General features: G+C 43.5%; 29 protein-coding genes and 1 riboswitch. Of the genes, 8 read left to right on the top strand and 21 right to left on the bottom strand.

Annotation, left to right across the window (positions count from 1 at the left end; translation table 11 throughout):
- Nucleotide 1: 1 nt before the first annotated feature.
- The 6 genes from LF822_RS10290 to LF822_RS10265 form a co-directional block, all read right to left on the bottom strand.
- Complete coding sequence (locus tag LF822_RS10290) at nucleotides 2-1054, bottom strand: homoserine dehydrogenase (protein ID WP_253923940.1); 1053 nt, start codon at nucleotides 1052-1054, stop codon at nucleotides 2-4.
- Nucleotides 1054-2232 (bottom strand): M20 metallopeptidase family protein, encoded by a 1179-nt coding sequence (locus LF822_RS10285; protein ID WP_253923939.1) that lies wholly within the window; start codon nucleotides 2230-2232, stop codon nucleotides 1054-1056. The genes LF822_RS10290 and LF822_RS10285 overlap by 1 nt, the downstream gene beginning before the upstream one ends.
- 15 nt (nucleotides 2233-2247) lie before the next feature.
- Nucleotides 2248-3447, bottom strand: a complete 1200-nt coding sequence (locus LF822_RS10280) for a cystathionine gamma-synthase family protein (RefSeq protein ID WP_253923938.1) — start codon at nucleotides 3445-3447, stop codon at nucleotides 2248-2250.
- Entirely contained in the window at nucleotides 3434-4399 is a 966-nt protein-coding gene (locus LF822_RS10275; RefSeq protein WP_253923937.1) for a cyclodeaminase, read from the bottom strand. Before LF822_RS10275 ends, LF822_RS10280 begins: the two co-directional genes overlap by 14 nt.
- A gap of 19 nt (nucleotides 4400-4418) precedes the next feature.
- Complete coding sequence (locus LF822_RS10270) at nucleotides 4419-5633, bottom strand: M24 family metallopeptidase (RefSeq protein ID WP_253923936.1); 1215 nt, start codon at nucleotides 5631-5633, stop codon at nucleotides 4419-4421.
- Between the two features lie 455 nt (nucleotides 5634-6088).
- Complete coding sequence (locus tag LF822_RS10265; RefSeq protein WP_253923935.1) at nucleotides 6089-7246, bottom strand: FtsW/RodA/SpoVE family cell cycle protein; 1158 nt, start codon at nucleotides 7244-7246, stop codon at nucleotides 6089-6091.
- A gap of 254 nt (nucleotides 7247-7500) precedes the next feature.
- Between LF822_RS10265 and LF822_RS10260 the strand changes: the two genes are divergently transcribed.
- From LF822_RS10260 to LF822_RS10245, 4 genes are read left to right on the top strand one after another with little or no spacing between them, the layout of a single operon-like run.
- Complete coding sequence (locus LF822_RS10260; RefSeq protein ID WP_253923934.1) at nucleotides 7501-8517, top strand: DUF2332 domain-containing protein; 1017 nt, start codon at nucleotides 7501-7503, stop codon at nucleotides 8515-8517.
- Between the two features lie 19 nt (nucleotides 8518-8536).
- Nucleotides 8537-8734 (top strand): hypothetical protein, encoded by a 198-nt coding sequence (locus tag LF822_RS10255; protein WP_253923933.1) that lies wholly within the window; start codon nucleotides 8537-8539, stop codon nucleotides 8732-8734.
- Entirely contained in the window at nucleotides 8731-8985 is a 255-nt protein-coding gene (locus LF822_RS10250; RefSeq protein WP_253923932.1) for a hypothetical protein, read from the top strand. Before LF822_RS10255 ends, LF822_RS10250 begins: the two co-directional genes overlap by 4 nt.
- Nucleotides 8957-9277 (top strand): CHY zinc finger protein, encoded by a 321-nt coding sequence (locus tag LF822_RS10245; protein ID WP_253923931.1) that lies wholly within the window; start codon nucleotides 8957-8959, stop codon nucleotides 9275-9277. Before LF822_RS10250 ends, LF822_RS10245 begins: the two co-directional genes overlap by 29 nt.
- Nucleotides 9278-9528: 251 nt before the next feature.
- On the opposite strand, the gene thiE is transcribed toward LF822_RS10245, so the two are convergent.
- Genes thiE through thiW form a run of 5 tightly spaced genes read right to left on the bottom strand, consistent with a single transcriptional unit; the run spans nucleotide 9529 to nucleotide 12935 of the window.
- Nucleotides 9529-10146, bottom strand: a complete 618-nt coding sequence (gene thiE / locus LF822_RS10240) for a thiamine phosphate synthase (protein ID WP_253923930.1) — start codon at nucleotides 10144-10146, stop codon at nucleotides 9529-9531.
- Nucleotides 10147-10149: 3 nt separating this feature from the next.
- Nucleotides 10150-10920, bottom strand: a complete 771-nt coding sequence (gene thiM / locus LF822_RS10235) for a hydroxyethylthiazole kinase (protein WP_253923929.1) — start codon at nucleotides 10918-10920, stop codon at nucleotides 10150-10152.
- A complete protein-coding gene (gene thiD, locus LF822_RS10230; protein WP_253923928.1) occupies nucleotides 10910-11722 on the bottom strand; it encodes a bifunctional hydroxymethylpyrimidine kinase/phosphomethylpyrimidine kinase in 813 nt (270 codons plus the stop codon). The genes thiM and thiD overlap by 11 nt, the downstream gene beginning before the upstream one ends.
- The gene (tenA, locus tag LF822_RS10225; RefSeq protein WP_253923927.1) at nucleotides 11719-12408 is read right to left on the bottom strand and encodes a thiaminase II; all 690 of its coding nucleotides are present in this window, start codon (nucleotides 12406-12408) and stop codon (nucleotides 11719-11721) included. The genes thiD and tenA overlap by 4 nt, the downstream gene beginning before the upstream one ends.
- Before the next feature lie 32 nt (nucleotides 12409-12440).
- Nucleotides 12441-12935 (bottom strand): energy coupling factor transporter S component ThiW, encoded by a 495-nt coding sequence (gene thiW, locus LF822_RS10220; protein WP_253923926.1) that lies wholly within the window; start codon nucleotides 12933-12935, stop codon nucleotides 12441-12443.
- 68 nt (nucleotides 12936-13003) lie between these two features.
- Here thiW and LF822_RS10215 point away from each other — a divergent pair, with 68 nt between their 5' ends.
- Nucleotides 13004-13186: a hypothetical protein gene (locus tag LF822_RS10215; RefSeq protein WP_253923925.1), complete on the top strand. Its 183-nt coding sequence runs from the start codon at nucleotides 13004-13006 to the stop codon at nucleotides 13184-13186.
- Between the two features lie 15 nt (nucleotides 13187-13201).
- Nucleotides 13202-13310, bottom strand: a riboswitch (TPP riboswitch).
- Nucleotides 13311-13425: 115 nt separating this feature from the next.
- Nucleotides 13426-13953 (top strand): DUF3221 domain-containing protein, encoded by a 528-nt coding sequence (locus LF822_RS10210; protein ID WP_253923924.1) that lies wholly within the window; start codon nucleotides 13426-13428, stop codon nucleotides 13951-13953.
- A gap of 156 nt (nucleotides 13954-14109) precedes the next feature.
- Here LF822_RS10210 and LF822_RS10205 read toward each other — a convergent pair whose 3' ends face one another.
- From LF822_RS10205 to ku, 5 genes are all read right to left on the bottom strand, one after another.
- Nucleotides 14110-15795, bottom strand: a complete 1686-nt coding sequence (locus LF822_RS10205) for a PucR family transcriptional regulator (RefSeq protein WP_253923923.1) — start codon at nucleotides 15793-15795, stop codon at nucleotides 14110-14112.
- A gap of 25 nt (nucleotides 15796-15820) precedes the next feature.
- Nucleotides 15821-16780 (bottom strand): threonine/serine dehydratase, encoded by a 960-nt coding sequence (locus LF822_RS10200; RefSeq protein ID WP_371925879.1) that lies wholly within the window; start codon nucleotides 16778-16780, stop codon nucleotides 15821-15823.
- A 77-nt stretch (nucleotides 16781-16857) separates the two neighbouring features.
- Nucleotides 16858-17457: a Fic/DOC family protein gene (locus LF822_RS10195; protein WP_253923922.1), complete on the bottom strand. Its 600-nt coding sequence runs from the start codon at nucleotides 17455-17457 to the stop codon at nucleotides 16858-16860.
- Nucleotides 17450-17629 carry a hypothetical protein gene (locus tag LF822_RS10190; protein WP_188377172.1) on the bottom strand — a complete coding sequence of 60 codons (180 nt, stop codon included), beginning with the start codon at nucleotides 17627-17629 and terminating at the stop codon, nucleotides 17450-17452. Before LF822_RS10190 ends, LF822_RS10195 begins: the two co-directional genes overlap by 8 nt.
- 104 nt (nucleotides 17630-17733) lie before the next feature.
- Entirely contained in the window at nucleotides 17734-18576 is an 843-nt protein-coding gene (gene ku, locus LF822_RS10185) for a non-homologous end joining protein Ku (RefSeq protein ID WP_253923921.1), read from the bottom strand.
- 102 nt (nucleotides 18577-18678) lie between these two features.
- Here ku and ligD point away from each other — a divergent pair, with 102 nt between their 5' ends.
- Entirely contained in the window at nucleotides 18679-20439 is a 1761-nt protein-coding gene (gene ligD / locus LF822_RS10180) for a DNA ligase D (RefSeq protein WP_253923920.1), read from the top strand.
- Between the two features lie 113 nt (nucleotides 20440-20552).
- On the opposite strand, the gene LF822_RS10175 is transcribed toward ligD, so the two are convergent.
- The 5 genes from LF822_RS10175 to LF822_RS10155 all read right to left on the bottom strand — a co-directional run bounded on the left by LF822_RS10175 (nucleotide 20553) and on the right by LF822_RS10155 (nucleotide 26387).
- Complete coding sequence (locus LF822_RS10175; protein WP_253923919.1) at nucleotides 20553-22106, bottom strand: long-chain-fatty-acid--CoA ligase; 1554 nt, start codon at nucleotides 22104-22106, stop codon at nucleotides 20553-20555.
- 42 nt (nucleotides 22107-22148) lie between these two features.
- Nucleotides 22149-22916, bottom strand: a complete 768-nt coding sequence (locus tag LF822_RS10170) for a 3-hydroxyacyl-CoA dehydrogenase (protein WP_253923918.1) — start codon at nucleotides 22914-22916, stop codon at nucleotides 22149-22151.
- Nucleotides 22917-22919: 3 nt separating this feature from the next.
- Nucleotides 22920-24074, bottom strand: a complete 1155-nt coding sequence (locus tag LF822_RS10165) for a thiolase family protein (RefSeq protein ID WP_253923917.1) — start codon at nucleotides 24072-24074, stop codon at nucleotides 22920-22922.
- A 23-nt stretch (nucleotides 24075-24097) separates the two neighbouring features.
- Nucleotides 24098-25246 carry an acyl-CoA dehydrogenase family protein gene (locus tag LF822_RS10160; protein WP_253923916.1) on the bottom strand — a complete coding sequence of 383 codons (1149 nt, stop codon included), beginning with the start codon at nucleotides 25244-25246 and terminating at the stop codon, nucleotides 24098-24100.
- A 397-nt stretch (nucleotides 25247-25643) separates the two neighbouring features.
- Entirely contained in the window at nucleotides 25644-26387 is a 744-nt protein-coding gene (locus tag LF822_RS10155; RefSeq protein ID WP_253923915.1) for a Cof-type HAD-IIB family hydrolase, read from the bottom strand.
- 339 nt (nucleotides 26388-26726) lie between these two features.
- On the opposite strand from LF822_RS10155, the gene LF822_RS23070 reads away from it, so the two are divergent.
- Nucleotides 26727-26945, top strand: a complete 219-nt coding sequence (locus LF822_RS23070) for a DUF302 domain-containing protein (protein ID WP_371925878.1) — start codon at nucleotides 26727-26729, stop codon at nucleotides 26943-26945.
- Nucleotides 26946-26951: the final 6 nt, after the last annotated feature.

The raw sequence follows: 26951 nt of genomic DNA, 5'->3' as shown, positions 1-26951 counted from the left end.
ATTAAATTTTGGCTAGCTTTTTCTCTTTTTGATAATGGATTAAATCAATTAACAGCGAGAATCCCGTTTCTTTTAAACCAGCGCCTGCCCCCGTTAATAGGATCGTCCCAGATAAATCACATTCATAAACGATCGCATTGGTAGCACCTGTAACCCCCGAAAGCGGATCACTGCTCTCAATACACTCCGGTTTCACAGACGCTTTCACCTGGCCGTTTTCATTTCTTATACGCGCCATAAGCTTCCATCTTTTTCCTTCTGTTAAAGCAGCCTGCACCTGTTCCAGCGTGATGCCGCTGATGCCCTCACATTCCACTTCAGTATGGGAAATAGGAGTGTTCATAATATAATTGGACAGGATAGCTGCTTTATAGCGTGCGTCATAGCCTTCTACATCACTTGTAGGGTCTGCCTCAGCATATCCAAGCTTCTGTGCCTTTTCCAACGATTCATCATAGGATTGACCCTTTTCCATTTCCGTTAAAATATAATTTGTTGTTCCGTTTAAAATGCCGCGAATTTCAGTAATTTGGTTACCTGCCAGTGTTTCAACAGGCATTCGCAGTGCTGGTGTACCGCTCATTACGGTTCCTTCAAAGCCGAAGAACGCATCATTCTGTTCAGCTAATGCTGCCAGCTCCCTATACGCTAAGGCGACAGGTCCTTTGTTAGTCGTCACTACACTTTTCCCATGTTCAAACGCGGTCCGGCAGTGAGTAATTGCAGGCTCGCCCGTCTTCACATCCGTAAACGTTACTTCGACGATGACATCCGCATTCGAGTTCGTAATAGTTTCAATACTGCTTAACCCGGTGGAAGCTTGAGCAGCACCTTCATACGCTTCTACTGTTCCCTTTTCCCGAACAGCCTTCAACAATTCATCTATATCCAGCCCCTCGGGGTTATAAATCGAGCCTTTCATCACGTCAGCTACAGCTACAACTTTCGCATCCAACCCATAAGACGAGAGCAGGCTGTTTTTTCGGTCCCTTATAATTTCAGCCAGTGCCTGGCCGACGCCGCCGAAACCAATAAACGCAATATTTGTCGTCATTATTCTCCTCCTTCCTTTGTTAACAAATACAAGGCAGATTTCACTAAAATCGCTGTTCCATCGATCATTGCCTTCTCATCAATATCAAACTTAGGATGGTGTAAGCTGCGTTCTTCCTCCAGACCACAGCCTAGAAAAAACATAGCCGCCGGGAGCTTCTCGGTTATATAGCTGAAGTCTTCGCTTCCCATTCCAAATGGTTTCTTCACGACTTGGAATCCGTCCGCGGCTTTCTCAATTACTCTATTGATAAAAGGATGATTGAGCAGGGCAGGCTCACCATTATTTATATTTAACTTATATGATCCCCCCAGCCCTTGAGTAAGCGATGCCGCATTTTTTAGTTCTTCGTGAAGCTTGAGTCGAACGTTTTCCTCATAAGAACGGATCGTTCCTTTAATCACTATTTGATTTGGAATAATATTATGAGCTTCCCCGCCATTGATCTGGCCTGCGCTGATTGTACCTACTTCCAGGGGGTCTACCTTACGTCCGGTCAAACTGTAGATAGCTTGAAGAACATAAGTTGATAACCAAATGGGGTCAATAGTGTGGTGGGGATACCCTCCATGACCTCCACGGCCATTAATTACAAGTTCAAACTCATCATTGTTAGCCATACTCGGACCGTCATGAAGTTGGAGGGTTCCCCTTTTCTGCCACGGACACATATGCAGAGCAATCGCCCTGTCCATATCATCTAATAATCCAGATTGAAGAATTTTGACCGCTCCAGATTCACCTTTTTCGTCGCAGGCTTCTTCTGCCGGCTGAAAAATAAGCTTAATGGTACCTTGAAAATTCTGCTTGATTTCACTTAAAATTTTTGCTGTTCCCAGCAGAATAGCTGTGTGGGCATCGTGGCCGCAGGCGTGCATCACCCCGTCATGCCTGGATACAAAGCTGTGATCAGACTGCTCTTGAATCGGCAGAGCGTCCATGTCTGCCCGGATTCCAACAGTAGGACCTTCTCCGTTGGTTAAGGTGGCTACTACACCGCAGCCGCCTACATGAGAGTGAATCTGATAAGCACCAAAACCATTCAAAATTTCGATTACCTTTTCACTCGTTCTTTTTTCCTGAAAACTCAGCTCAGGATATTGATGAAAGTCGCGTCTCCAGGCGACTAATTCTGAATAAAGAGCTTCGGCTCTTACATTTAATACACTCGGATTCATTCAGCACCACCTCAGTCAGCTTTGTACGGCTAAATCCTGTGGAAGCGCCTGGAACGCCTGTTCTAAATCCTGCTTTAGGTCCTCGATATCTTCAATACCTGCAGAATAACGAATTAACCCTTCCGGAATACCCATTGCTGCACGCTCAGCCGGCGTGCATTCCACGTGACTTGTCGTACGTGCCGGTCCGACTACTGTTTCAACGCTGCCGAGGTTCGCTGCACGGTTTGCGTATCTCAATTTAGGAAGCAGGTGACGAACGGTATCGACTCCTCCCTTAACAGCAAAGCTCAGCATTCCTCCAAAACCTCTCATTTGTTGTTTAGCCGTTTCGTGACCCTTATGCTCCGTTAAGCCTGGATAAAATACGTCCTCTACAATATCGAACTGCTTTAAGAATTCAGCAATTTCCTGAGCATTTTGGTTTTGCTTTTCAATTCGAAGGTGCAGAGTTTTCATCCCTCTTAGTAACAAGTAAGCCGCCATTGGATCGAGCGTCGCTCCATTTATTTCACGGTAATGATAAATTTTCTCTACCAGCTCTTTGCTTCCGCAGACTGCTCCGCCAAGGGCATCTGCATGGCCGCCAAGAAATTTAGTCGCACTGTGAATGACGAGATCCACCCCTAATTCAATTGGGTTTTGATTCACTGGAGTGGCAAACGTGTTGTCAACTACAACAGTAGCCCCCACGGCTTTCCCAGCCTGTGCCATTCTTTTAATGTCTGTAATTTTAACCGTTGGATTCGTAGGACTTTCTAAATAAAGAACTTTACACCCTTTTTCAATCTCCTGCTCAATCACATCGTGGTCACCGGTGTCACACAGCATGACATCGACGTTCAGCTGAGGAAGAAATTCAGTGAAAATCTTATTCGTTCCTCCATACGTATCTTTAATTGATACAATTCTATCTCCTGGATGCAGCAGTGTCCCCAGCGTATTGCTTATTGCAGCCATACCGGTTGAGAAGCTTGTTGCAGCTTCTGCTCCTTCAAGGATACGAATTTTTTCCTCAAAGGCTTCAACAGTAGGATTTGTATTGCGTCCATAAATATGGCCCTTTTTATTCCCAATTGCCACTTCATACCATTCGTCCATGTCGTCATAGCCAAAAGATACACTGTGCACTACTGGAACCTGAGTCGCTCCAAAGGCCAGCTGATCTTTCTCTCCTGCCCAGATTGATTTCGTTGCAAATTTAGCTTCCTTCATGATCATCATCCTCCTTAGTATCCAGTAATTGATATACATACCGGGCAATCGCTGTATCCTGAGCGCCTGTACCCGTCAAATCACAAATCGTAATTTGATCATAGCTGCTGCGTCCCTTCTTCATTCCGCTTGTAATTTCACCAAGCTCAACAGCAGAGTTGATCACTTCATTATTTGAACAAGACCTTAATTCTCCAAGTCGAGTGGATTGTTCAACGACATCGCACACAAATAGTCCGGCCTTTTCTAAAGCTTGAGAGGACAGCTCTTGTTTATGCTCTGCATCTGAACCCATCGCCGTAATATGAAGTCCTTCATGAAGCCAATCCACTTCAATTACCGGTTCTGTAGAAGGTGTAGTAGTCACAACAACATCACTGTTTTCCACTACTTCTCTGGCAGTTTTTATCTCCACAGGAATTCCGAGCTCTGATTCCATCTCTCTTTTATAAATTTCTGCTTTCTCTTCACTACGTCCATAAACTAACACTTTTTCGATTTGCCGGACATTCATGAGAGCTTTAAGCTGGTATCTCGCTTGAGAACCTGTACCAATAATTCCTGCTGTATGACTATCTTCCCGGCTTAACAGACGGGAAGCTGCAGCACCTGCAGCAGCTGTCCTTAAATCAGTCAAAAGTCCGTTATCCGCAAAAACAGCCAGCGGCTCCCCCGTCACAGCGCTCAACAATATCATCATTCCATTTGCGCTTGGAAGACCCATTTTGGGGTTGTTAAAGAAACCCGAAGAGAGCTTTACCGCAAAGCTGTCTAAGCCTTCGATATAGGCCGACTTTATATCTACTTCCCCGTTATTCTCCGGCACATCAATGCGCATAATCGGCGGCATCGTTACCTGCTTAGTTGATAAATCAGTAAAAGCCTCTTCTACTATATTAATTAATTCAGTGTCTAATCGAATCACTTTGTCGATTCGATCTCGGTTATACAAACGAATCGCTCCCACCCCCTTAACTAATTTGATCGCTGCTGTTTAGCAATATTGATGACTCCCGCTTTACGATAAGCTCCTGCGGATAGGTGGTAAACCGCTCACAGCCTGTTTCGGTCACTCTAAACGTCTCACTGATCTCAATTCCGTCATAATCAAACCACAGGCCCGGGATTAAGTGAAAAGTCATATTTGGCTGCAGGATCGTTTGATCACCTTTTCTAATACTTGCTGTATGCTCTCCCCAGTCCGGCGGATAATTGAGACCGACTGAGTATCCGAGCCGGGATTCTTTTTCAAACCCGTGCTTCTTAATGCTCTTTGCCCAAATCGATTCTAAATCACTGCACGTCATACCTGGTTTGGCAGCCTCCAGAACATTTTGAATTCCTTCTAATACTACCGGCGCCAGGATCTCTAGTTTCTGGCTGGGTTCTCCAATCGACACAGTTCTTGCAAGTGGTACATGATACCGTTTATAACAACCCGCCAGCTCTACTATTACTGGACTTCCATCTACAAAAGGACGATCTGACCAAGTAAGGTGGGGAATTGACGTATGATCTCCTGTAGGCAGCAGCGGTACAATCGCTGGATATTCCCCGCCATGATCCGGGGTCCCTTTAACGAGCTGGTAATAGATTTCTGCCGCCGTATCACACTCTCTCCGGCCAGCACATATACTTTCAACACCTCTTGCCATTGCTAAATCCGCAATTGAAGCAGCCCGTTTCATATATTCAATTTCCTGGTCTGATTTTACAATTCGAACACGATTCACAAGCAGGGAGGCGTCCTTAAACTGGGCATTCGGCATCCCTTTCTTTAACCGCTCAAGGGCCATACCTGTAAAATAGTAATGGTCCATTTCAACTCCAACACTTCGATTTCCCTGACCGATCTGAGTAAGGATCTCGGAAATGAAATCCATAGGATGGTATGTGTCTGAATGAACATAATAATCCGGATAAGCAATTACATTTTCTTCATAAACCCATGTAGTCGCACGGGCACCATTGGCATCCTGATAACGGCCGATCCAGATCGGCTGCGGCTCATCAATCACAATGACGAGCATTTGATGAACATAGAAGGACCAGGCATCATAGCCAGACAAATAATTCATATTTGCCGGGTCCGTAATAAGCAGCACATCTATTCCTTTCGCAGCCATGCGCTCTTTAGTCCCCTTAAGACGTTGGTGATATTCTAAAATATCAAATGGAAGCACCATAACTATCCCTCCCCCTATTATCTGAATATTTAATCTACTGTACTTTCATTGTATTCAATGGGTATTTGTTATGTAATGTAAAAGTTGTATGAAATTTTATATTATATTTTTATACACATGTTTCATTAGACAGGCTTCGACGAGCAAAGACTTTACCGCTCTCCTGAGACTGAACAGCTAAAAAGTTAATCAGCCCGGAATCATTTAGCCTGTAAACAAAAAAACGCGTTTCTCCGTAAAGAGAAACACGCTTTCAGGCTGTTGAAAATCTTGGATATAGACATGGTATCTCCTGGCTCCCCCATAAAATCTGGAGTAAAGGAACAGGGAAAAAAGCACCGCTTTCCGCGAGGCAGGGTGGAAAGGGAATCGTTTCATAAAACTCTTTCCTCTTTTTTTGTGCAACGAATGTTTACCTTTCTAAATAACAGAGGAAGTGGTTCTCAACTCTCTTTTTAATCTTCCCCAAACATATAAGTCCTGTGATGATAGGATACTGAAAAAGCTAAGCCGGCAGCTATTAAAAAGGCCAGCAATGAACTTCCCCCGTAGCTGATGTAAGGCAGAGGAATTCCGGTAATCGGAAGCAGTTGGATAGACATTCCGATATTTTGAAAGACGTGAAAGGATACCATACAAATGAGGCCTACCATTACATAAGTACTGAACCTGTGATTGGCTCTTGTTGCAATCGTAGTCAACCGATAAATAAACAGAAAAAAAGTTAATAAAACGACACAGCTCCCTAAAAATCCATATTCTTCTCCAATAATACTAAATATAAAGTCTGTATGGGCTTCAGGCAGATACAGTTCTCTTTCTCCAAGACCTTTTCCAAACATCTGACCTGAGCCAATTGAACGCATAGCTCTAATCAGCTGAAAACCTTCAGAAGATCCATATTGCTGAGGATTTAACCAGGCATAGATTCTCCCTAATTGATATTCCTTTACACCAAAGTACTGATCCAATATTTGAGGAAATTTAAGAGCGAGCCAAATTAAGCTTAGGCCGGTGGCAGCTAATGAACCGAAAATGGGAGTGATAATTTTCCAGCTGATTCCTGATATTAAGATCATCCCTGCCATAATAGCCAGGAAAACTAGTGACGTTCCTAAATCAGGCTGCTGCATAATTAAGGCTAATGGAATAAAAGTCAGCCCCGTAATTTTACCAAGAAGAAGAAAATCACTTTTGATTGTGACAAATTTCACTTTCTCATGATGGTTCGATATTGCATTCGATAAGATTAGGATCGTGAAGACCTTCATAAATTCCGATGGTTGAATCGATCCCATACCAGGGAGGATAAACCAGCTTTTTTGTCCTTTAACCACAGGAGCAATAGAGGGAGGCGCAATAACCAGGGCTAGTAAAACAAGAATACCGGCAATATAAAGAGGCCAGCTTATCTTTTTATAGAAATCAGGTTCAAAATAAAGCATTATTCCAATAATAATGCCGCCCGCTCCAAACCAGACAAGCTGCTTAAGCATAAAATTTTCGTTATATTGAGGACTTTGCTGCGCACTATACAAAGCGACACAGCTTATCGTAATAAACATACAAATAATAAAAAAAAGCTTCCAATCAAAACGTTCTTCAAAGTTCAATGGATCCCTTTTCCTCCTTTCCAAGGGATGTGATAAAAATTACCGCAATCTATTTAATCATATCTTGCTCATAAAAAGAAGATTGACCATTAATAAACAACAAAATCTTCACATCTTCAAAGTTTTATTATATCACAAAAGTCGATTGTAAAGGGGGTTTCCCTGCTTACAGCTGAACTTTATGCTGGTTACTTTATAGACTTCATGTTACCTTTAAAGGTATATAATTCCATATATTGAATGCAGGTGAGATAATGGATAACTTTTCAAATATATTTAAGCAGTTTTCTACAGAAGCCATTCTAGGCTCCAGCAAATTATACAGCTCTTTAGCTGCGGAAATCGCTGAGGATCCCTTCTTACTGAATTTAGCCTCTCACGTCCGTTCAGGTCAGCCGCCTGCCAATCTTTTACTTGGCAGCATTCATTATCTTCTGCTGAATAATTATAATCATCCCTTAAGAAGCTATTACCCCAGCATCTGCCCCTCTCCCGCTGAAGAAGGTACATTTGCAGCATTTAAAGACTTCTGTAAAACCTACAAGTCCGATATAGTCAGACTGCTGCAGACAAAGCTCGTTCAAACAAACGAAGTAAGGCGCTGTGCATATTTATATCCTTGCTTTTCATATATTTATCAACAGACAAACCAGCCTCTAGCTCTTATAGAAATAGGGACAAGTGCCGGCTTCCAGCTGCTGTGGGATGAATACAGCTATACATACAATAGTTCGAAGACCGTAATAACTCATAAAAGCAAGGTACATATAAAAGCACAGATCATTGGGAAGGGTGAACCCCCTCTCCCATCACATACACCTCCAGTTACGCACAGATACGGCATTGACCTTCATCTCAATGACATGAATAATACCGAACACCATGCCTGGCTGCACGCCCTAATATGGCCTGAACACATTGAACGCAGGAGATTATTTGAACAAGCTGCTGACTCTGTGAAACAAGCTTCCATACAGCTGATTGAAGGGGATGGTGTAGAACTTCTGCCTTCTGTGGCAGAACAAATCCCTAAAGACTCAATCATTTGTGTCTTTCACACTCATGCAGCCAATCAAATGACAGCTGCCGCTAAAACCAAGCTGAACGAGCATATTGAAAGGATCGGTTCAAAAAGAAATATAGCCCATTTGTATAATCATATGACAGATGCGAAACTTCATTTGGACTTAATCGTAAATAAAGAGAGACAAGAAAATGTGGCAGGAGAGACCGATGGGCACGGCCGCTGGTTTACGTGGGAATTACATTAAATGATAGGAAGGTGATCTAATGCCATTTACAGCCCTGTTTTTTGGTTTATTGTTAACAGGTATATTCGGGGGACAGTTCCTTATCCGGTTGTTAGGTGAGGGAAACTTTTATTATATGGAATTCGGCGTCGGCATAGCTGGACTACTGCTCCTTATTACAGGTATAGTTTACAAAAGCAGAAGGGGCGGTCACTCAGAGAAAGAAGAAACCTTATGAAGAAATATGTTACGTTTATTATAAGCTTTGGCATCATCTATTTTTTAATTGAACTGGCTTCCGGTTTGTGGCTCACCATGATCCATCAGCCTGATTTTACTTTTGCCCGGCAGCCGAAGTCAGAGGTCCAGATATCGTACATGCCCTTTATTGCAGCTGCACTCGCTGCAAGTATTGCATATTTTATAACCCAAATAATAAGCCGACGCAAGGAGACTCGCTATGAATCATCCAAAAGTCAAAGGACTTGATGTGGACTCGAACACCCGCTGCAGGCATTATCACAGCGAAGTAGACATAATTGCAATCAAGTTTAATTGCTGTCATGAATACTATGCCTGTTATTACTGCCATAAGGAACTAGCCGGACACAAGGAATCTACATGGCCTAAAAACAAACGAGACGAGTATGCGATCATGTGCGGAAAATGCAAAAAAGAATTAACAATTCACCAATACATGAACACAACCAACTGCCCGCATTGTCAGCACACATTTAACGAGAGATGCCGTAACCACTACCCTCTCTACTTTGAAATGTAAATAGAGGCTGGAACATAAGTAGAAAAAGAAACATTTGTATAAACGCAGATTATTAGCGTTGTTAAAATGCGAAGACCCCTGTGGGAACACCACGAGCCGAAGACAGACGACCGTGCCTAAGGAAAGCGAAGCATTTTGACGGAGCGATGGTGTGAAATCTCTTTAACATAAAACAATCCGAACTGATTTCTACAGAATCAGTTCGGATTGTTTTATGTTTTATTCAGTTTTGTCCCGACCTCTCGTTCTTATTATAATCCGTTTACCGCCTCACGCACATCAGAAGCAGCGGTAACAGCAGAAATAACAGATACACCATCTGCCCCTGCCCCTATTACTTCAACGGCATTTTCTACAGTGATTCCTCCTATGCCTACAAGCGGGAGATCCGGATGCAGCCGCTTCACCCTCGTAATCCACTCCACTCCGACTGCCTCCTTCGCGTCAACCTTCGTCGACGTAGCAAAGACTGGTCCCGCACCAAGGTAATCGACAACTTCCACAGCACTTCTCTCTAACTCATCCTCATTTGAAATGGACAAACCAATCACCTTTTTTGGAAAAAGGGTACGGAGCTCCTGTACATCAACATCGTCCTGACCTACATGGATACCATCTGCCTCAAGAGGCTCCACCAAACCGCTGTCATCATTTACAATAAACAATACATTATGCTTCCGGCATAAATCGCGGAGCTTTCGGCCCAGTTCAAGCTTTGCTTCTCCACCAAGCGACCCAGGCCCCTTCTCACGATATTGAAAGGCCGTAATCCCGCCGTCAATGGCTTCTTTTAGTATGTCGACTGGATCACGCTCACAGTTTTGACTACCCATGATTAAATATTTTCTTAACCGGCCGCTAAGCTTCACTACTCAGCCCTCCTCAAGCTTCGTTAAATCCATTGCTAATGCATCGATAAAACGGGCGGCAAACGTCCCAGGACCGTTTACACTCGTATGTCGTGCGGCCTTCTCAGCTGCCAGTCCATAGAACCTGACCGCAGCACAGGCCTGCTCCAGCCGTGTCCCTGTAGTCGTCAAACAGGCCGCTAGTATAGATCCTAACAGGCAGCCTGAGCCTGTAACTTTCCCCATCCATTCATGTCCAGTTTCATTGGTCACTGCCTCTTCTCCATCACTAATCACATCTACTTCTCCTGTAACTACAGCAATCGTATTAAAACGGGAAGCAACCTGCCTCGCAATAGATTTGGTATCTCCTTTCCCGACCGAATCGACCCCTTTTGTTTCTAAAGAAACCCCTATAAGATGGGCCATCTCCCCAGCGTTTCCTTTTATAGCCGCCGGCTGAACTTCTTTAATAATTCGGTTAAATGCTTCAGTTCGATAAGGTGTTGCCGCAACACCTACAGGATCAATCACAACAGGAACTCCCTGTTCATTAGCTGCTTTTCCGGCGAGAATCATCGCCCGAAGATGAGGCTCCGTTAATGTTCCAATATTAATCAATATCCCATTAGAAAGCTTTGCAATATCCGCCGCATCCTCTTCAGCCATGGCCATAATTGGAGACGCTCCAAAAGAGAGCAAGCCATTTGCACTAAAATTCATAACGACTTCATTGGTTAGATTATGAATCAATGGTTTCTTTTCACGGACTTCATTTACAAGCTTAATTGTCATTGATATGCTCCTCCTTACGCATTGCAAAATGGTTCGTCGGACCACTTCCTTTACCAAGATCCAACGAGTGGCGGATAGCTTCTGTCACAAAACCCTTCGCACGCTTCACTGCTTTCTCTAAAGGGACGCCCTGGCTTAAATAGGCTGTTATAGCTGCCGCGTATGTGCAGCCCGTACCGTGAGTGTTAGACGTAGGAATGCGCTCGCTCTTAAATTCATGAATGGTTGATCCATCAAACAAGAAGTCTACCGCATCTCCTTCCAGATGTCCCCCTTTCACAAGTGCCGCTCCTGCACCAAAACGAGTACATATCTGCTCTGCGGCTTGTTTCATATCTGCTGTGGTCTCGACATTAGCATCCAGCAGAAATTCCGCTTCTGGTATATTGGGAGTCACTACTGTTGCCAATGGAAGCAGGTGATCCCGCAGGTATCCTCGTGATTCCTCCTCAATTAAAGGGTCCCCGCTGGTAGCCACCATGACGGGATCCATAACGTAAGGGGCGGAAACTTCAGGAATCCATTCAGCGATGACTTTCATCATATCCATGCTTGCGATCATTCCCGTTTTGAACGCGTGCACAGGCATGTCAGACGATACGGCCTCTAATTGACTTCGAATAAACTCAACAGGCAGATGATGAACATCTTTTACCCCTGTTGTGTTTTGTGAGACGACTGAAGTAATGACACTCATCCCGTAACTTCTCAACTCTTGAAATGTTTTTAAATCTGCCTGGATACCGGCACCGCCGCTCGGGTCCGTTCCTGCAATGGTTAAAGCCGTTGATACCTTACTCATTTACTGCTCACTCCTTCTCCTTGGGGCCATTCTTCGCAAGTGTACGCCATATCCCAGAACTTTAATTCCAGCTGACAACTCTTACGAAACGCTTCCTTCATACGCTGGCGTTCCGAATCCGATGCTTGTTCGGCCAGCTCATCGAGACGGTGCCGCATAGCTTCGGACAGCGTTTCAAATTCCTCATTGGCGTAAAACGCGATCCATGGGTAGAACGTGTCATCTGGTGATGGCTGATACTTTTTCATTAAATGCTTACCGATTTCAAGATACGTCCAAGGACATGGGAGCATGACGGCCAGAATTTCTCCCAGGCCACCTGTCTGAGCATAATACATCATGTGTTTTACATAGTGATCAGCTGTAGGAGGAAGCGGGAAGCCGTGGAGTTCATTGTAGCCGACCGCTATGACATCGCAAAAATTCTGATGCGGATGAGCCTCACTGTTCATCGTAAAGCTGATCTGCTCGTTAAAATAATTGATATCTCTTCGTTCGGTAGATTTAGAAATCGCTATTCCGTAAAGATGCATAAAGGCATTTAAATATTCATAGTCAGCTTTAATATAGTGAGCAATTGAATCGTGCGGAACGTCTCCTTTCCCAATTCCGTCTACGAATGGATGGTCGAAGATTGCTTGAAAGATGTTATTGTTTTCCCTTCTTAGATCCTCTGTAAAACTCATACGTTTGTCCTCCTTTAGTCTATTACTTATCCTTAGTAGTTCAATGGAGCTAGTTGTTTAGTTTGTCTTAATCTTGCCGCAACAAACCATCCAAGCAGGGCTCCACTAATGCTGCTGACGAGAAATGACGGTAAAAAAGCGAGTGCGCCGGCTGAGCTGCCCATTAATAGTTTGGCGAATGGAACGGCAAATAGAGCGCCGATCAGTCCCGAGCCAACCATTTCACCTGAAGCAGCGGCCAGGGGTTTCTGTGTCCATTTATATAAATATCCAGCGAATAAAGCTCCAATCATCCCTCCCGGGAACGCCAGCAGCGTTCCTAAACCAAGTAAGTTCCTCAGCAAGCCTATTGTAAAGGCAATAGCTACAGCAGGGACCGGACCCAGAGTGATTGCTGCCATTACATTCACTGCGTGCTGGACAGGATAAGCTTTTGCTATACCTGCCGGAAACCATAACAGCTGTGATGCCAGGGTTCCTACAGCTACAAATACTGCCATGGTCGTAAGTAATCGTGTTCGATTCATCAACTTCCTCCCTTCTTTTTGTAAGAGAGTTGACAGGGCAAAGGCGCAAGCACCCTGGCAGACACGACATGCCTAAGCAAAACGGCCGGAGGAAGGCGGCCTCCCTTTCCGCAAGCCGGTTTGCTTATGAAGCGAGTGTCTGGGCGCTGGAGCTGGATGTCACTCTTTTAAAAAAGAGATCCACAGTTTGGATTTTCACTATTTCCTGGACCATAAAAAAGTCAGGCCCTCAAGGAGGACCTGACTTGTAAAGGTAGAGTAATAGACTTGGCGTCTGACTACTTCCCTCCGCTGGTGTTAACCAGATCAGGTGTATAAGAGTTGGAATGCCTTAAGCTTTCCTCTCAGCCCATCCGGGCCCCCCTAGTAGTGTTACTGTGAATATTTGTTTAGATGCATACATCATAACAAAGGATCTTGTATTTGTCATTGAGTACAGTGTAATATTTGAAGTAAATAGACCTTCTACAGAATGGAGGAAAAATAAATCATGAAAAAATGGTTGCTTCTCATTTTTATCGTATTGTCCGCTTGTGGAACGACTGACGAGGAAGAGGAGGATGGATCAACCGGAGATTCATCCAATGATCAAGAAGGGAAGAATTCAACTTATTCTGGTTATGTTATGGACCAGAACGAAACAAGTATATTAGTGGTAGACACAATTGAGCCTGACGGGGGAGAGCCTATATGGGTAACTGGAGTCAAGGATGATATGTGGCTGGGAAAAAAAGTTGAAGTAACTATAGACGGTGCTGTAGCCGAGTCTACACCTATGCAGGGAGAGGCAGCTGAGGTGAACGTTGTTGAGCCAGAGCAGCCTGAGGGGGCGGATTTAACGGAGTCTCAAGCATTAGCAAGCGCCCTTTCAGAAGTGGACCGTGGCAACGCTCTTTCCATCGAATCTTTATCTTATGAAGAACAAAAGGACGAATGGGTGTTTAAACTCAGGTCGACAGTAACGGAAAGTGGGACAGAAAAAGTCATCGTTCCAGATAAAAATTTTGAAGAAGGGTAGACGAAAAAGGTGTGACCCCGGATGTCTGTTAAAGCGCCCGTGGCCACACCTTTGCACTAAAAAAGAAGTCGTTTCCTCCTGGTCTTGCAAGGGGTGTTTACATTTTTAACTGGAAAGAGAAAACGGTAAATTAATGATTTAAATTTGTTCTATTATTCATTCATCGACTTTTTTAAGCATCCACAGCCGGACGCTTAATTCCATCAAGAACATGTCATCGGCATTTAATAAGGACAGCCCTGTTAATTGCTCAATATTACGCAATCTGTGGAGTAAGGATTGACGGTGTAAATTTAAAGCCCGGGCTGTCTGGCTCACATTACTGTTGTATTTATTGTAGACAATAAACGTGTGAATTAAGTCGGTTTGTCGTTTTTGATCGTATTCAATCAGGCTTTGCAATGTATTCTTTACAATCTGCTCAATTTCTTTTTCATGAGATAGAGCCATTAGTAAACGATTCATCTGCGTATCACTAAAAAAAGTACGTTCTCCAATTTCATGCTGCTGGCGTCCGATATTAAAGGCTGTAACCGCTTCGTTATAGCTTTTATGAAATGTATACACACCCTCTTTATGCATGGATATTCCCCAGGAAATATTTATCCCGGCAAGCAGTTCATTAAGCCTTCGTTCGACTAAATCGAGGAATTGGTTTGCCGTTTCCATGTAAGGTCGATTATCTGCCTCTAGAAATACAATAACCTCACCATCTTCAAAAGTCGCCATTGTCCGCCTTTTTAATACATCCCCTGCATGTGCAACTTCTTTCTGAATGTAGTAATTTCGACTATGCATAGAGGAAGACATAACAGCCTGGTCCGGTGTTCCGATATGATCATCGACTTTTTTCTCAAAACGGATTTCACCGACAAGGCAAATGTATGGTTTCGTTAAGTCATAGCCGAGCAATTGAGCTTTGGATTGTAATTGCTTATCCATCTCCATATCGGTCTTGGCTAAATCAAGAAGAAAATTATCTTTCAACCGAATTTCCGTCATTTCTATCGCATTTTCTTTCACAAAGTATAATGCACAAGCTGTTAAAGCATGCTCAAGAATATTTAAGTTAGACCAGGTCAACTCCTTATCTGAAGACGGTTTGAATAATAGATAACCCTGCTTTTTGTAATTCGATAATATAGTTAATTGATAGCAGTAATCCTCTCCTATCCGGTACTCTTCTATATAGTGATATAAAGGGTGGTCCTTAAATGGAGTTTCATGTGACGGTATGAGCTGGTAGTCCCCCTCCACTTCTCCATTTAACACTTGAATCATGTGCTGATTGAAATAATAATTAGCGCGGACGAGCTTGTTGTGATCACTTATAGCCACAGGGATGCTTGTATTTTCGTACACGATTTTCATGATTTCCTGGAGGCCCTTCCCATTTAACACACAGTTAATTAATTCCTGTCTTATTTCTTCTGTCCGCTGCTGCTCAGCGTGTTTCTGCCGGCTGATTTCCTGGAGGACATCATGAAGCACATCACCAAACCGTACTTCCCAGGGCAGCTCCATAAGGACAAAACCCTGACTGGATGCTTTTTTAATAATACGGTCAGGGATTTTGTAAATATGCCGCCCTGTGGCAAAAGCCAGAGCCGAGGCACCAGAATCAATTACGTCCTGCACATACCCCTCTAATGCAACTGGATCGTCACTGCAGCCAATTCCTGTACTTAATACAAACTCATTTTTCCTCACAAAGTTTTCGACCGGCGTTTCGATTACTGATATCCATTCAATCTCCCTGTTATCCATGCAGGCTTCACCTGTCAGTACTCTGGCAGGCTGCAGCACAGGAATTTGCAAAATATCCTTTACGGGTATCCCCATTCTCCCACCCCATTCACTCTTTTCTCTAGATCAAATCACGAATGGTCTGATGATCGACGTTATTTCCACTAACAACTATCACGATGTTTTTGCCATCCCCATCCTTCTTCTCCAGCACTCTGCCTATTCCTGCAGCGGCAGCACCCTCTATTATCATTTTATGAAATTCCATCATAAAAACGATTCCTTTTTCAATCATTTTTTCTGAGATTAACACACTGTTGTCGATATAGCGCTGTGTTAGAGAAAATGTATATTCGTTGTCAGGCCCCAGCCCTCCGAGAAGGCTGTCGGCTAATGTGTCTGATTCTTTCAGCTGAACAGGCTTTCCCTCCTTAAGACTCTCGTGCATCACAGCCGATTTCTCCATTGAAACTCCTTCAACATAAATAGTTGAAGCCGCGGATTTCAAAGTATAGGCTATCCCGGAAAGGAGCCCTCCGCCTGAGAGAGGAATGACAACCTCATTCACATCAGGAAGCTGCTCGAGAATTTCAAGGCCGATGGTCCCCTGTCCGGCAATTACATGGAGATCATCAAAGGGCTTTATAACTGAAAGTCCTTTTGTTTTCTCAAGATTATAACAAAAAGCTTCTGCATCGTCTTGATTTTCTCCTACCTTTTCTACATGAGCACCCAGCCGCTTGAGCCGGTTCACCTTCTCATTAGGAACCCGGTTTGATATACAGACGGTCGCATGAAGTCCTAATTGTCTGGCTACATAGGCCACAGCAATTCCATGATTTCCTGTAGAGAAGGTGGTAATTCCTTTTTGTTTCTCCTCTTCTGTAAGGGATAAAATCTTGTTAGCAGCCCCTCTAAGCTTAAAGGCACCTGTCGGCTGCATGTTTTCTAATTTTAAATAAACACTGCTGCCTGTCTCGTTAGAAAGCGTTTCTGAGTAAATAAGCGGGGTTTCTGCAGCAATCCCTTTGATGCGCTGTCTGGCTTTAAATATAGAACGTAAGGATATAGATTCTTTCACATTTCCCCTCCTCCGCATCATTTCAGATTTTTCTGATAATATATCATAAAAAATAAGATCGCACTATGTGTACGACCTCATTTATTTATTTTTGTTAACGATTCAAAGATCACTTTTTTTAATTGTTCCGGGTCACGAACAGACTCAATGCTCGCCTGTAACACAACTTCTTTCGGCATTGCTGCCCAGTTAATAATAAATTCTGCTTCGAGAGCAAGACACCGGATAAATTCACGAAGACTCCTGCCATTGCCTTCCCGAAAAGGGTGCAGCACATTTATTTCAGCCATATAATAGGCCAGCCGCCGAGCCAGTTGTTCTTTGCCCATACTTTCCCAATCTTCTGCTATAAGTTGAGTAAATACTTCTTCAGCTGCTTCGTGTATAAACTGCGCCTGAGCGAATGTGAATCCACCTTTTCTTATGTTTTCACTTCTTAACTCGCCGGCAAAAGGATAAAGGTCTTTAAATATGCATTCATGAATTTTCTGTAAATGACGTAAATCAAAGTCACCTGGTACAGGGGTATCCTGAAGCTCAGACAGCCTCTGAGTTGCTAATATATTTTCCATGCTCTGCAGCTGGCGGTCATCCTTAATATCATAATGGTTAATAAGAATTGATGTGTCCGGATAACAATAGCGGGAGGATCCACTCCCATACCTTGAGTCAGGCATGACGGGACAATTCCAGTGCCCGCTTCAAAAATTCTTTATGGGTAATAGAGCCGGTTAAACACTTCTTAACAAGGCTTTCTTCTCTCTGACTCAGGTCTAAACCTTCAATAGCCATTGATGCCTTTGCAGACTGCATCAGGCTTTCTGCCTGCTCATCCGTACGAACACTCATCTAAACAACCCTCCGACCGAATTGATCTACTATTATTATACTACAAAACTCAGTATAAATACAGGGTTATAGTTCGACAAAACGCTCCATATCAAGGGTTACTCTTAAGAAGATTTCTTTTTGCGAGTAGATTTTTTGGCCGTTGTTTTCTTTTTAGGAGATATTTTTTTCGATTCCTTTGTACTCTCCAAAGATTTCTCTAATGCTTCCATTAAGTTGCTTACATTTTCAGGAGCAGCTTTTTGTTTTGTTGTAGTTATTTCTTCATTGTTGCGTTTTGCATCTATTAATTCCAGTAACGCTGTACGGTAGTCATCTGTATATTTCTCGGGATCAAATTCAGCCGTCAACTGATCAATTAACGTAATAGCTGTGCTTACTTCTTTTTTACTTAGCTCTGTCTCTTCAGGAACATTAGGTACGTCTGCTGTATCCCGGACTTCATCAGGGAAATGGATCGTTTCCATGATGAGGGTGTTTTGGAAAACACGGACGATGGCAAGCTGCTCCTTTGAACGGATAATAATTTTCGCAATCCCGATCTTACCTGTATCATTAAGTGCCTTCCTTAGTAGTCCATAAGCTTTAGACCCTCCGTCATTCGGTGACATGAAGTAGCTCTTATCAAAATAAACAGGGTCTATTTCCTCTAATTTCACAAAATCAAGAATTTCTACCGACTTATCTTCCTGCTCTTTCTTTAGGTTTTCAAGATCTTCAGCATCGAGTACAACAAACTTATTTTTCGTGTATTCATAAGCTTTCACTATTTCTTCGTTACTCACTTCTTTATCACAAACCGGACAACGCTTTTTGTATTCAATTGGTGACTTGCATTCTTCATGAAGCTGCCTCAGCTTAACATCTTTATTCTCCGTAGCCGCATGCAGCTTAATCGGGATGTTGACTAACCCAAAGCTGATCGTCCCTTTCCACATTGTGTGCATGACTCTCACTCCTTTTTTACTAGCATGCGTCTTGTAACAAAAATTATGTTTAAGCTGAAGCGAACGGCTTAGACTAACGAGTATAAAAGAGGGTGAAAAAAATTGAATAAACCTATGCTTCCCACTCTGACCGCCGATCCTCCTGAAGGAAAAGAGTGGCTGTATGAAATAAAATATGACGGATTCCGGGCCTTCCTTATTTGGAGGGAAAATAAAGTGCAGTTAATCAGTCGTAACGGAAAAAACTTAACAGCACAATTTCCCGAGCTGACTAAGAGATTTACAGGCTTTACATCCGATGAATTAATAATGGATGGGGAGATTGTCATTCTAAATACGCCCTATCAAGCTGATTTTGAACAATTACAAACACGGGGACGCTTAAAAAACAAGGACAAAATCAGCCGCCACTCTTCCCGCCGTCCTGCCGCTTTTATGGCTTTTGACCTAATTAAATATAATAAAGATTTGACTTCCACCTCTTACACAACAAGAAAAAATGAGCTTAAAAAACTAGTTAACTCTTTAAATCTGTCGACGATTCATTATGTGAACGAGTATGCAGACTGGCAGACAGCCTGTCATATCGTGTTTGAACACCTCGGTGAAGGGGTGGTAGCAAAACGAAAAAATAGCACCTATGCCTATAACAAACGATCATCTGACTGGTTAAAAGTGAAGGTATGGCGTACGGTTTCAGGTTTTCTAACCGAATATAACCGGAATAACGATTATTTTAAAACTGAAATTTATGATGAAGAGCAGAGGGCTGGGCTGGGACAGCTGAAACACGGTTTTACAGACGAGCAGTTTCAGACATTAATACAGTTTTTTAAAGAAAAAGGGCAGAATGGGAGAATTCACCCTGGTGTGTGTGTTGATATTAACTGTCTGAACGCTCAGGACAGAGAGTTAAGAGAGCCTGTATTTCATGACTTTCGGTTTGACTTAACCCCAAAGGAATGCACGAAGAAAAAGCTCCACTGGGACCTTGCATTATTTCCTGAGGAAGTCGATTACACACATATTGATAAACCTCTATGGCCCGGTGGGTTAACCAAGGAGGATTACTTGCTCTATTTACGACATGCCGCTCCCTATATGCTCCCTTTTTTTACAAATAAAAAAGTCACAGTGATCCGATACCCTGATGGAATACACAAGCAGTCATTTTTTCAAAAGCACCTGCCCGATTACGCGCCTTCTTTTGCCAGAGGGTGGGCAGAAGAAGAGGGAGAGATATCCTTGCGTGCCGATACCCTCTCGTCTTTATTATGGCTTGGAAATCAGGGGGCGTTAGAGTTTCACCTTCCGTTTCAGCGGGCATTATCAACTTATCCCGATGAAATCATCTTTGATTTAGATCCACCTTCCCGGGAACACTTTCAAATTGCTGTTACTGCGGCCAGGTTACTAAAACATCTGCTTGATCAGCTGAAGGTCTACAGTTTCGTTAAAACCTCAGGCAATAAAGGACTGCAGATTCATATTCCTATTGAAGAAGGAAAGATGAGCTACGAAGAGACGAGAAAATTCACTGAAAAGTTGGCACATCTTCTCGTTAATGATAAACCGGAGTTGTTCACTATCGAACGGTTGAAGAAAAAGCGCGATGACCGCCTTTACATCGATTTCGTCCAGCATGCAGAAGGAAAAACTATTATTGCCCCTTATTCGGCCCGGGCAACAGAGGAAGCAAGCGTAGCTGCGCCTTTGTATTGGAATGAGTTAAATAGCAGCCTCACTCCGCTTTCTTTTACGATTGAGAGCATCCTGGAACGTGTACGCACGATGGGCTGCCCCTTTCAATCCTATGATGAGGTGAGAGCACTGCAGCCCATTAAGACCATTAAAAAACTGTAGGATGATGGCTGGGGGAGTTTCAATAACGGTCTAAACACAAATACAGCCGGGCATAAAACCTATGTGGTTTCATACCCGGCTCACAATTGTTTCCCGCTATCAGCTATAAGAATTTACGCTCGTTCTTCAAGTTGTTCCCGAAGCTTAAACTTCTGCAGCTTTCCACTTGCGTTTCTAGGCAGCTCGTCGACGAACTCATAGCGTCTGGGTCGTTTATAGCGGGCCAGCCTGTTCGTTGATGTACAAAATTCCTCAAGGTCAGCTTCTGTTAAGCTTTTTTCTTGTGGTACCACGTAAGCCACTACTCGTTCTCCCCACATTTCATCCGGCTCCCCTATTACGGCTGCATCCATAATGGAAGGATGATCGAACAAGACGTCTTCCACTTCTCTTGAATAAATGTTCTCTCCGCCTGATATAATCATATCCTTCACTCGGTCGCTCACCCATAAGTAGCCGTCCTCATCAAAGGAACCGATATCCCCTGAATGATACCACCCTTTGTACATGACCTCTTCTGTATCCTCCGGCCTCTTATAATATCCTTTCATTGTACTCGGCCCCCGTACCACAATCTCTCCTAATTCACCCGGGCTGCAAATGTCATCGGGATCTGCCGGGCCCCCTTCACTAGTCCTTACAACGCGTACCTCATGGTTAAAGAGTGCTCTCCCAGCCGAACCTGCTTTTGAAATTTGTTCATCTTCAAATAATACCGTAATAGCAGGTCCCATTTCAGTCATTCCATAGGCCTGCAGTAACTGAACACCCAGTGACTCATGAAGACGGGTCGTTAAAGCGGGAGCCATAGGAGCACCTCCGTACAAACCTTGTCGGAGAGTTGCGAAGTCCTTTTGTGTGAAGTCTTCCTGAAGGACCATGTTCCACATTGTTGGAGCGGCAAACATCGTTGAAATCTGCTCTTCCCGAACCGTTTGGATCATAGCACCAGGATCAAAATGATGCAGAATGACATTCGACGCCCCTACCATTACTCTAGGAAAGAAGGTACAATGAAGCTCAGCACAGTGAAACAGCGGGGCAACGCTTAACCCTCTGTCCTCTGAAGTGAGTCTCAGAGTTGCCGTCAGTATTAGAGCTTGATCAATCATGTCTCTATGTGTGTGAAGCACGCCTTTAGGTGCTCCCGTGGTACCGGAAGTATACATAACAGCATAGAGGTCATCCTCGTCTACAAGTATGTTTGGCGCCAGCTTTTGATGTCCTTCAATTACATGATAATAATTTTCTGCATAATCGAGATGGACCTCATCAATCGACCAAAAGCCGATATCTGCTCTTAGAGCTGCCATTTCCTTAACTGATTCAGCAGTCGCCTTTTCGAAAATTACAATTTTAGGGGCAGCCTCGTGAATAATGTAGTCAATTTCCTGAGCTGTTAAACGGAAGTTGATAGGATTAAATACTGCCCCGATTTTCATACAGGCAAACAGCGTTGTTGCAAATTCAGCTGTGTTAAAAAGTACCGTCGAAACACGATCCCCTTTCTCAACACCCTGGGCAAGCAGAGCATTAGCCAGCCGATTGACTTCTTCATCCCACTGGGCATATCTCCATCTAATTCCTAAACGAAGGTCCACTAAGCCTTCTTTATTTGGGTATTTAGCCACTGTTTGTTCAAACATACTTGTTAACGTTGGTCCCATACCTATCCCTCTCCCTTTATAAAGTTAAGTCGACTCCCTCTCCTACCTCGGCTCCAGCCTTATCGCCCCATCAAGCCGGATCACCTCCCCATTTAACATAGAATTCTCAATGATGCTTAAAGCAAGTTTTCCGTATTCCCGGGGCCGGCCGAGACGATTAGGAAAAGGCGTGGCTTTTCCGAGCGCCTCTTTAGCTGATGCTGGAAGTACGTCAAACATCGGCGTTTCAAATAAACCAGGTGCAATGGTCATGACTCTTATACCATAGCGCGCGAGCTCTCTTGAGATTGGAAGAGTCATAGCGGCAACTCCACCTTTAGATGCGCTGTAGGCTGCCTGTCCAATCTGGCCGTCGAAAGCAGCAATAGAAGCGGTATTAATGATAATGCCTCGATCACCTTCTTCATTGGGTTGATTCGTCCTCATTTTTTCAGTAGTTAATCGAATCATATTAAAAGTACCGGACAAATTAACTTCGAGTACTTTTTGAAAAGAGCTCAGCGAATGAGCACCTTTCTTCCCCGCTACCTTTTCAGCTATAACGATTCCGGCACAGTTGATCAACCCATTAACATATCCGAAATGGTTAACCGCCTGGTTCAGTGCTTCACCTACTTGTTCTTCTTTTGTCACATCTACCGAATAATAGGCAGCAGACCCGTTCAATTCTTCTGCAAGAGCCCGGCCTCTTTCTGCATTTAAGTCAAAAACAACAGCTTTCCCGCCACATTCTACGATACTGCGGACGGCTGCCTCTCCAAGTCCCGAGGCACCTCCTGTTACAACAGCGACCATTTCCTTAATCAGCATCCCTTACTCCCCCAGTCGCTCAATAATGGTGGCGTTGGCCATCCCCATGCCTTCACATACAGCTTGGAGTCCGTAACGGCTTTGACTTCTTTCTAACTCGTGGACTAAAGTCGTAATCAGCTTGGTTCCTGTCGCTCCAAGTGGGTGTCCAAGCGCAATTGCTCCCCCATTAACATTCAGTTTATCGCGATCCGCTCCTGTTTCTTTCAGCCAGAAGAGCGGAACAGATGCAAAAGCTTCATTCACCTCAAATAAGTCTATGTCTTCAAGACTCAGCCCGGCTTTTTGCAGTACTTTATACGTTGCAGGGACAGGTCCTGTAAGCATAAACGTAGGATCAGAACCTACGACGGAGCGAGCTGCGATTCGACATCTCGGGCTGACTCCGAGTTCTTCGGCTTTAGTACGGGACATTAAAAGGACAGCTGAAGCCCCGTCACTGATTTGACTGGCATTTCCTGCTGTAATCACACCATGTTCTTCAAAAACGGGCTTAAGTCCGGCAAGCGTATCCGCTGTCGTACCGGGACGCGGACCTTCATCATGGTTCATCATGACAGGAAGTCCCTGCTTATCCTTAGCTTCAACAGCCATAATCTCTTTTTCAAAACGATCTTCTTGACGGGCTCGTAGTGCTCGAACGTGGCTGTCTGCTGCGTATTCATCAAGGTTTCTGCGGCTTAACTTCCAGTGGTCTGCAATTCGTTCAGCAGAAAGACCTTGATTAATTATTTCATAGCGATCCGTAAGCTTTTCACTATACTCCGTCCCTTTCATATTTGAAAACATGGGAATTCGTGACATACTCTCCACCCCGCCGGCTATGACTATATCCATATCCCCACTGGCGATAGCCTGCGAAGCAAAATGGAGCGCCTGTTGACTGGAGCCGCATTGACGGTCAATCGTTACCCCCGGTACTTCTTCAGGGAATCCGGCAATAAGTGCAGCCGTCCGGGCCACGTCTCCCGCCTGCTCTCCGACTTGAGAGACACACCCTGCAATAACATCATCAATTAACTTCGGATTTAAGGAGACACGATCTACGACCTCTCTTAATACTTTAGCCAATAATTCATCGGCTCTAAGATCACTCAGCATTCCATTTCTCTTACCTACAGGTGTACGAACAGCTTCAACAATTACCACTTCATTCAAAATTGTTACCTCCTAATATATATTTACAGAAGTCCCATTTTTTTAGCGATGATCGATTTCATAATTTCATTGGATCCTGCATAAACAGCTGTTACAGGAGCATCTCTGAACCTTCTTGCTATCTCGTACTCTTCCATGTATCCGTAGCCCCCATGGAGATGCATACAGGAAGAGGCGACTTTTTTCACAAGGTCTGTGATCCACCACTTAGCCATCGAGACTTCTTTAACTACGTCTTCTCCCCTCATATGGGCCTCAATGGTGCGGTCTAAAAATGTTCTTCCTATTTCAACTTCTGTCTGCAGTTCAGCCAGCTTAAACTGTGTGTTTTGAAACGAAGCAATCGATTGACCAAAAGCTTCTCGGCTCTTCACATAATCTATTGTAATTTCCAGCATTCTTTCACTTGCTGCTATACCGCCAATCGCCACAATCAGCCGTTCCTGCTGAAGCTGATCCATTAAATAATAGAACCCTCGGCCTGCTTGCCCCAGCAAATTTTCTTTTGGAACCCTGGCATCTTGAAAAACAAGCTCCGCCGTATCCTGACTGTGCAATCCTACCTTCCTTAACTTCTTTCCCCTGGAAAAACCTTCAGTCCCTCTTTCGACCACCAGCAGACTTAACCCTTGATGAGGGCGTACAGCTTGAGAATCTGTCCGGCAGACGACAAGAATTAAGTCCGCATGAATTCCATTTGTAATAAATGTTTTCTCTCCATTTACTATATAGTCGTTTCCATCCAATTTTGCACTCGTTTTGATATTCGCCAAATCAGAACCCGCTCCCGGCTCAGTCATGGCGACAGCTGTAATGATTTCCCCGCTCGCACATTTAGGCAGCCACCTTTTCTTCTGCTCATCTGTCCCATAATGATGGAGGTAAGGTACAACGATATCGTTATGTAATCCTACACCAATCAACCCTGTACCCACTTTTTCTAATTCTTCATTAATGACAACAGAATATCCAAAATCCGCTTCAGCTCCACCATAAGCTTCCTCCAGCCAAGGACATAGAAAACCTTGCAGCCCTAACTTTTCCCAGAATGAACGCGGTATCGATTCATTTTTTTCCCACTCTTCAAAGTATGGGTAAGCTTCTTTATCAAGAAATTTTCTTATCGAGGCCCGAAGAAGATCGTGTTCTTCTTTTAAATATGAGGCTTTCATGTGCTACCTCCTTTTACGAAGTACTAAGACAAAAATACTTCTTCTTTTTATTATTCGTGCCCAGTAAGTAAATTCCTGCCTCTGTACGTAAGCGTTTTCAAATAAAAATATAGCACAACCACCCTGTTAGACACGAAACACAGAAGCAAAACATCTGAAGAAGCCGTCCATTTCTTCTACAGAGCTGATCGCTTATGAATTTCAGTGTCCGGGCACTTGCAAAGGAGGCTGCTAATTAATGCAGAATTACCTACACCTCGCCATTTATAATTTCCTGTTCCACAAAAAAACACGGAGCTTATAATGATAAGCTTCCGTGCTTTTCTGTATAGGAGGAGACTTTAGGTAGGGTAGTATTATATTATGAACGCAGAAGATTTCTTATGCCTCAGTTGTTCTATAATACACTGCGGATTGCCTTTGCTACTCCATTGTCATTGTTAGTATCTGTTACCCATGCTGCAGCTTTCTTTACATCTTCCTGAGCATTGCCCATAGCAACACCTATTCCCGCTTCTTTAATCATGGCTAAGTCATTTAGACTGTCACCTACAGCCATTACATTGTCCAAATTGAAGTTTAATCGCTCGGATACTTTAAGAAGGGCAGCGGCTTTATTGACTCCCGCAGGATTCACCTCAATATTGGTGGGACTTGAATTGGAAATCTCCAACGCTTCATTACTATTGAGTTCATCCAAAATAACTTTCCTAATTTCATCATCTTCAATATCAAACCCAAATTTCAGCCAGTCATAGTCTCTGACTTCTTTGTCAAAATTTTGTGTACTGTTGAACTGCCCTTGAACTGTGGTTGACCAATAATGCACTTCATGCTGTTTACGAAGCTCCCATAACCGCTCAACAAGTTTCGAATCTAATAACGTTTGATCCACCAGCTCAAACCTGTCATTATAAATCTCGCCGCCATTAATGGTTACAATATAAGAAGATCGCCCAAGCGATTCTGCAATTTCCCGGCAGCGGTCTAATGAACGCCCTGTACTTAATACGACATGAATCCCTTTATTTTTTGCTTCCTGGATCGCTTTATAGTTTTCCTCACTAACCTTTTCCTCTGTATTCAATAACGTCCCATCCATATCCAGGGCGATTAATTTAATATCTTTTTCTATCCTCATTGATGTCCACGTCCTCTCTTTTGCTCCCCTTATTCTAATATAAAAGAATAAAATGATACAGGCATATGATCAATCTTTTTCCAATTATTAAATGAAAATAAGGAAATACGCTGGATTACATTTATACGTACAAGCGTATATTACGTATGAAATATCCATTACAAGGAGGGTGTTTATGTTTGATTATTCTGTAGCGGCAACAAAGGAATTGACGAAGCTGCAGCAAGTCTTGAATCCAGCCTGAAAGAGGAGCAGTTCGGTGTACTATGGACATTTTATAATAAAGATAAGCTTCAGGAAAAAGGACTTGAATTCGATAAAGAGTACAAAGTATTAGAAGTGTGCAATACAAAAGGAGCACAGCGGGTGCTGACGGAAAATCAAATGGCAGGTTATTTTCTTCCATGTAAAATGGTAGTCTACGACGATGGTGGTACCACGAGAATTGGAATGCCTAAACCAACCGCCCTTATTAGTATGGTAAATGACGAAAATATTGAAGCTTTAGCTAAGGACATTGAAGACCGTTTGATCACTAGTATGGACCGAAGCGTCTAAGGAGAG

Source organism: Halobacillus sp. A5 (genome assembly GCF_024189315.1).
Classification (GTDB): domain Bacteria; phylum Bacillota; class Bacilli; order Bacillales; family Halobacillaceae; genus Halobacillus_A.
Note: the sequence above shows the minus strand (reverse complement) of the source record. Positions and strands in the feature narration are given on the sequence as shown.

Coding starts and splice junctions, on each gene's coding strand:
- LF822_RS10290 (WP_253923940.1), bottom strand. CDS start 1,054: ATGACGACAAATATTGCGTTTATTGGTTTCGGCGGCGTCGGCCAGGCA.
- LF822_RS10285 (WP_253923939.1), bottom strand. CDS start 2,232: ATGAATCCGAGTGTATTAAATGTAAGAGCCGAAGCTCTTTATTCAGAA.
- LF822_RS10280 (WP_253923938.1), bottom strand. CDS start 3,447: ATGAAGGAAGCTAAATTTGCAACGAAATCAATCTGGGCAGGAGAGAAA.
- LF822_RS10270 (WP_253923936.1), bottom strand. CDS start 5,633: ATGGTGCTTCCATTTGATATTTTAGAATATCACCAACGTCTTAAGGGG.
- LF822_RS10260 (WP_253923934.1), top strand. CDS start 7,501: ATGGATAACTTTTCAAATATATTTAAGCAGTTTTCTACAGAAGCCATT.
- LF822_RS10255 (WP_253923933.1), top strand. CDS start 8,537: ATGCCATTTACAGCCCTGTTTTTTGGTTTATTGTTAACAGGTATATTC.
- LF822_RS10250 (WP_253923932.1), top strand. CDS start 8,731: ATGAAGAAATATGTTACGTTTATTATAAGCTTTGGCATCATCTATTTT.
- LF822_RS10245 (WP_253923931.1), top strand. CDS start 8,957: ATGAATCATCCAAAAGTCAAAGGACTTGATGTGGACTCGAACACCCGC.
- thiM (WP_253923929.1), bottom strand. CDS start 10,920: ATGACAATTAAGCTTGTAAATGAAGTCCGTGAAAAGAAACCATTGATT.
- thiD (WP_253923928.1), bottom strand. CDS start 11,722: ATGAGTAAGGTATCAACGGCTTTAACCATTGCAGGAACGGACCCGAGC.
- tenA (WP_253923927.1), bottom strand. CDS start 12,408: ATGAGTTTTACAGAGGATCTAAGAAGGGAAAACAATAACATCTTTCAA.
- thiW (WP_253923926.1), bottom strand. CDS start 12,935: ATGAATCGAACACGATTACTTACGACCATGGCAGTATTTGTAGCTGTA.
- LF822_RS10215 (WP_253923925.1), top strand. CDS start 13,004: ATGCCTAAGCAAAACGGCCGGAGGAAGGCGGCCTCCCTTTCCGCAAGC.
- LF822_RS10210 (WP_253923924.1), top strand. CDS start 13,426: ATGAAAAAATGGTTGCTTCTCATTTTTATCGTATTGTCCGCTTGTGGA.
- LF822_RS10205 (WP_253923923.1), bottom strand. CDS start 15,795: ATGGGGATACCCGTAAAGGATATTTTGCAAATTCCTGTGCTGCAGCCT.
- LF822_RS10195 (WP_253923922.1), bottom strand. CDS start 17,457: ATGCCTGACTCAAGGTATGGGAGTGGATCCTCCCGCTATTGTTATCCG.
- LF822_RS10190 (WP_188377172.1), bottom strand. CDS start 17,629: ATGAGTGTTCGTACGGATGAGCAGGCAGAAAGCCTGATGCAGTCTGCA.
- ku (WP_253923921.1), bottom strand. CDS start 18,576: ATGCACACAATGTGGAAAGGGACGATCAGCTTTGGGTTAGTCAACATC.
- LF822_RS10175 (WP_253923919.1), bottom strand. CDS start 22,106: ATGGGACCAACGTTAACAAGTATGTTTGAACAAACAGTGGCTAAATAC.
- LF822_RS10170 (WP_253923918.1), bottom strand. CDS start 22,916: ATGCTGATTAAGGAAATGGTCGCTGTTGTAACAGGAGGTGCCTCGGGA.
- LF822_RS10160 (WP_253923916.1), bottom strand. CDS start 25,246: ATGAAAGCCTCATATTTAAAAGAAGAACACGATCTTCTTCGGGCCTCG.
- LF822_RS10155 (WP_253923915.1), bottom strand. CDS start 26,387: ATGAGGATAGAAAAAGATATTAAATTAATCGCCCTGGATATGGATGGG.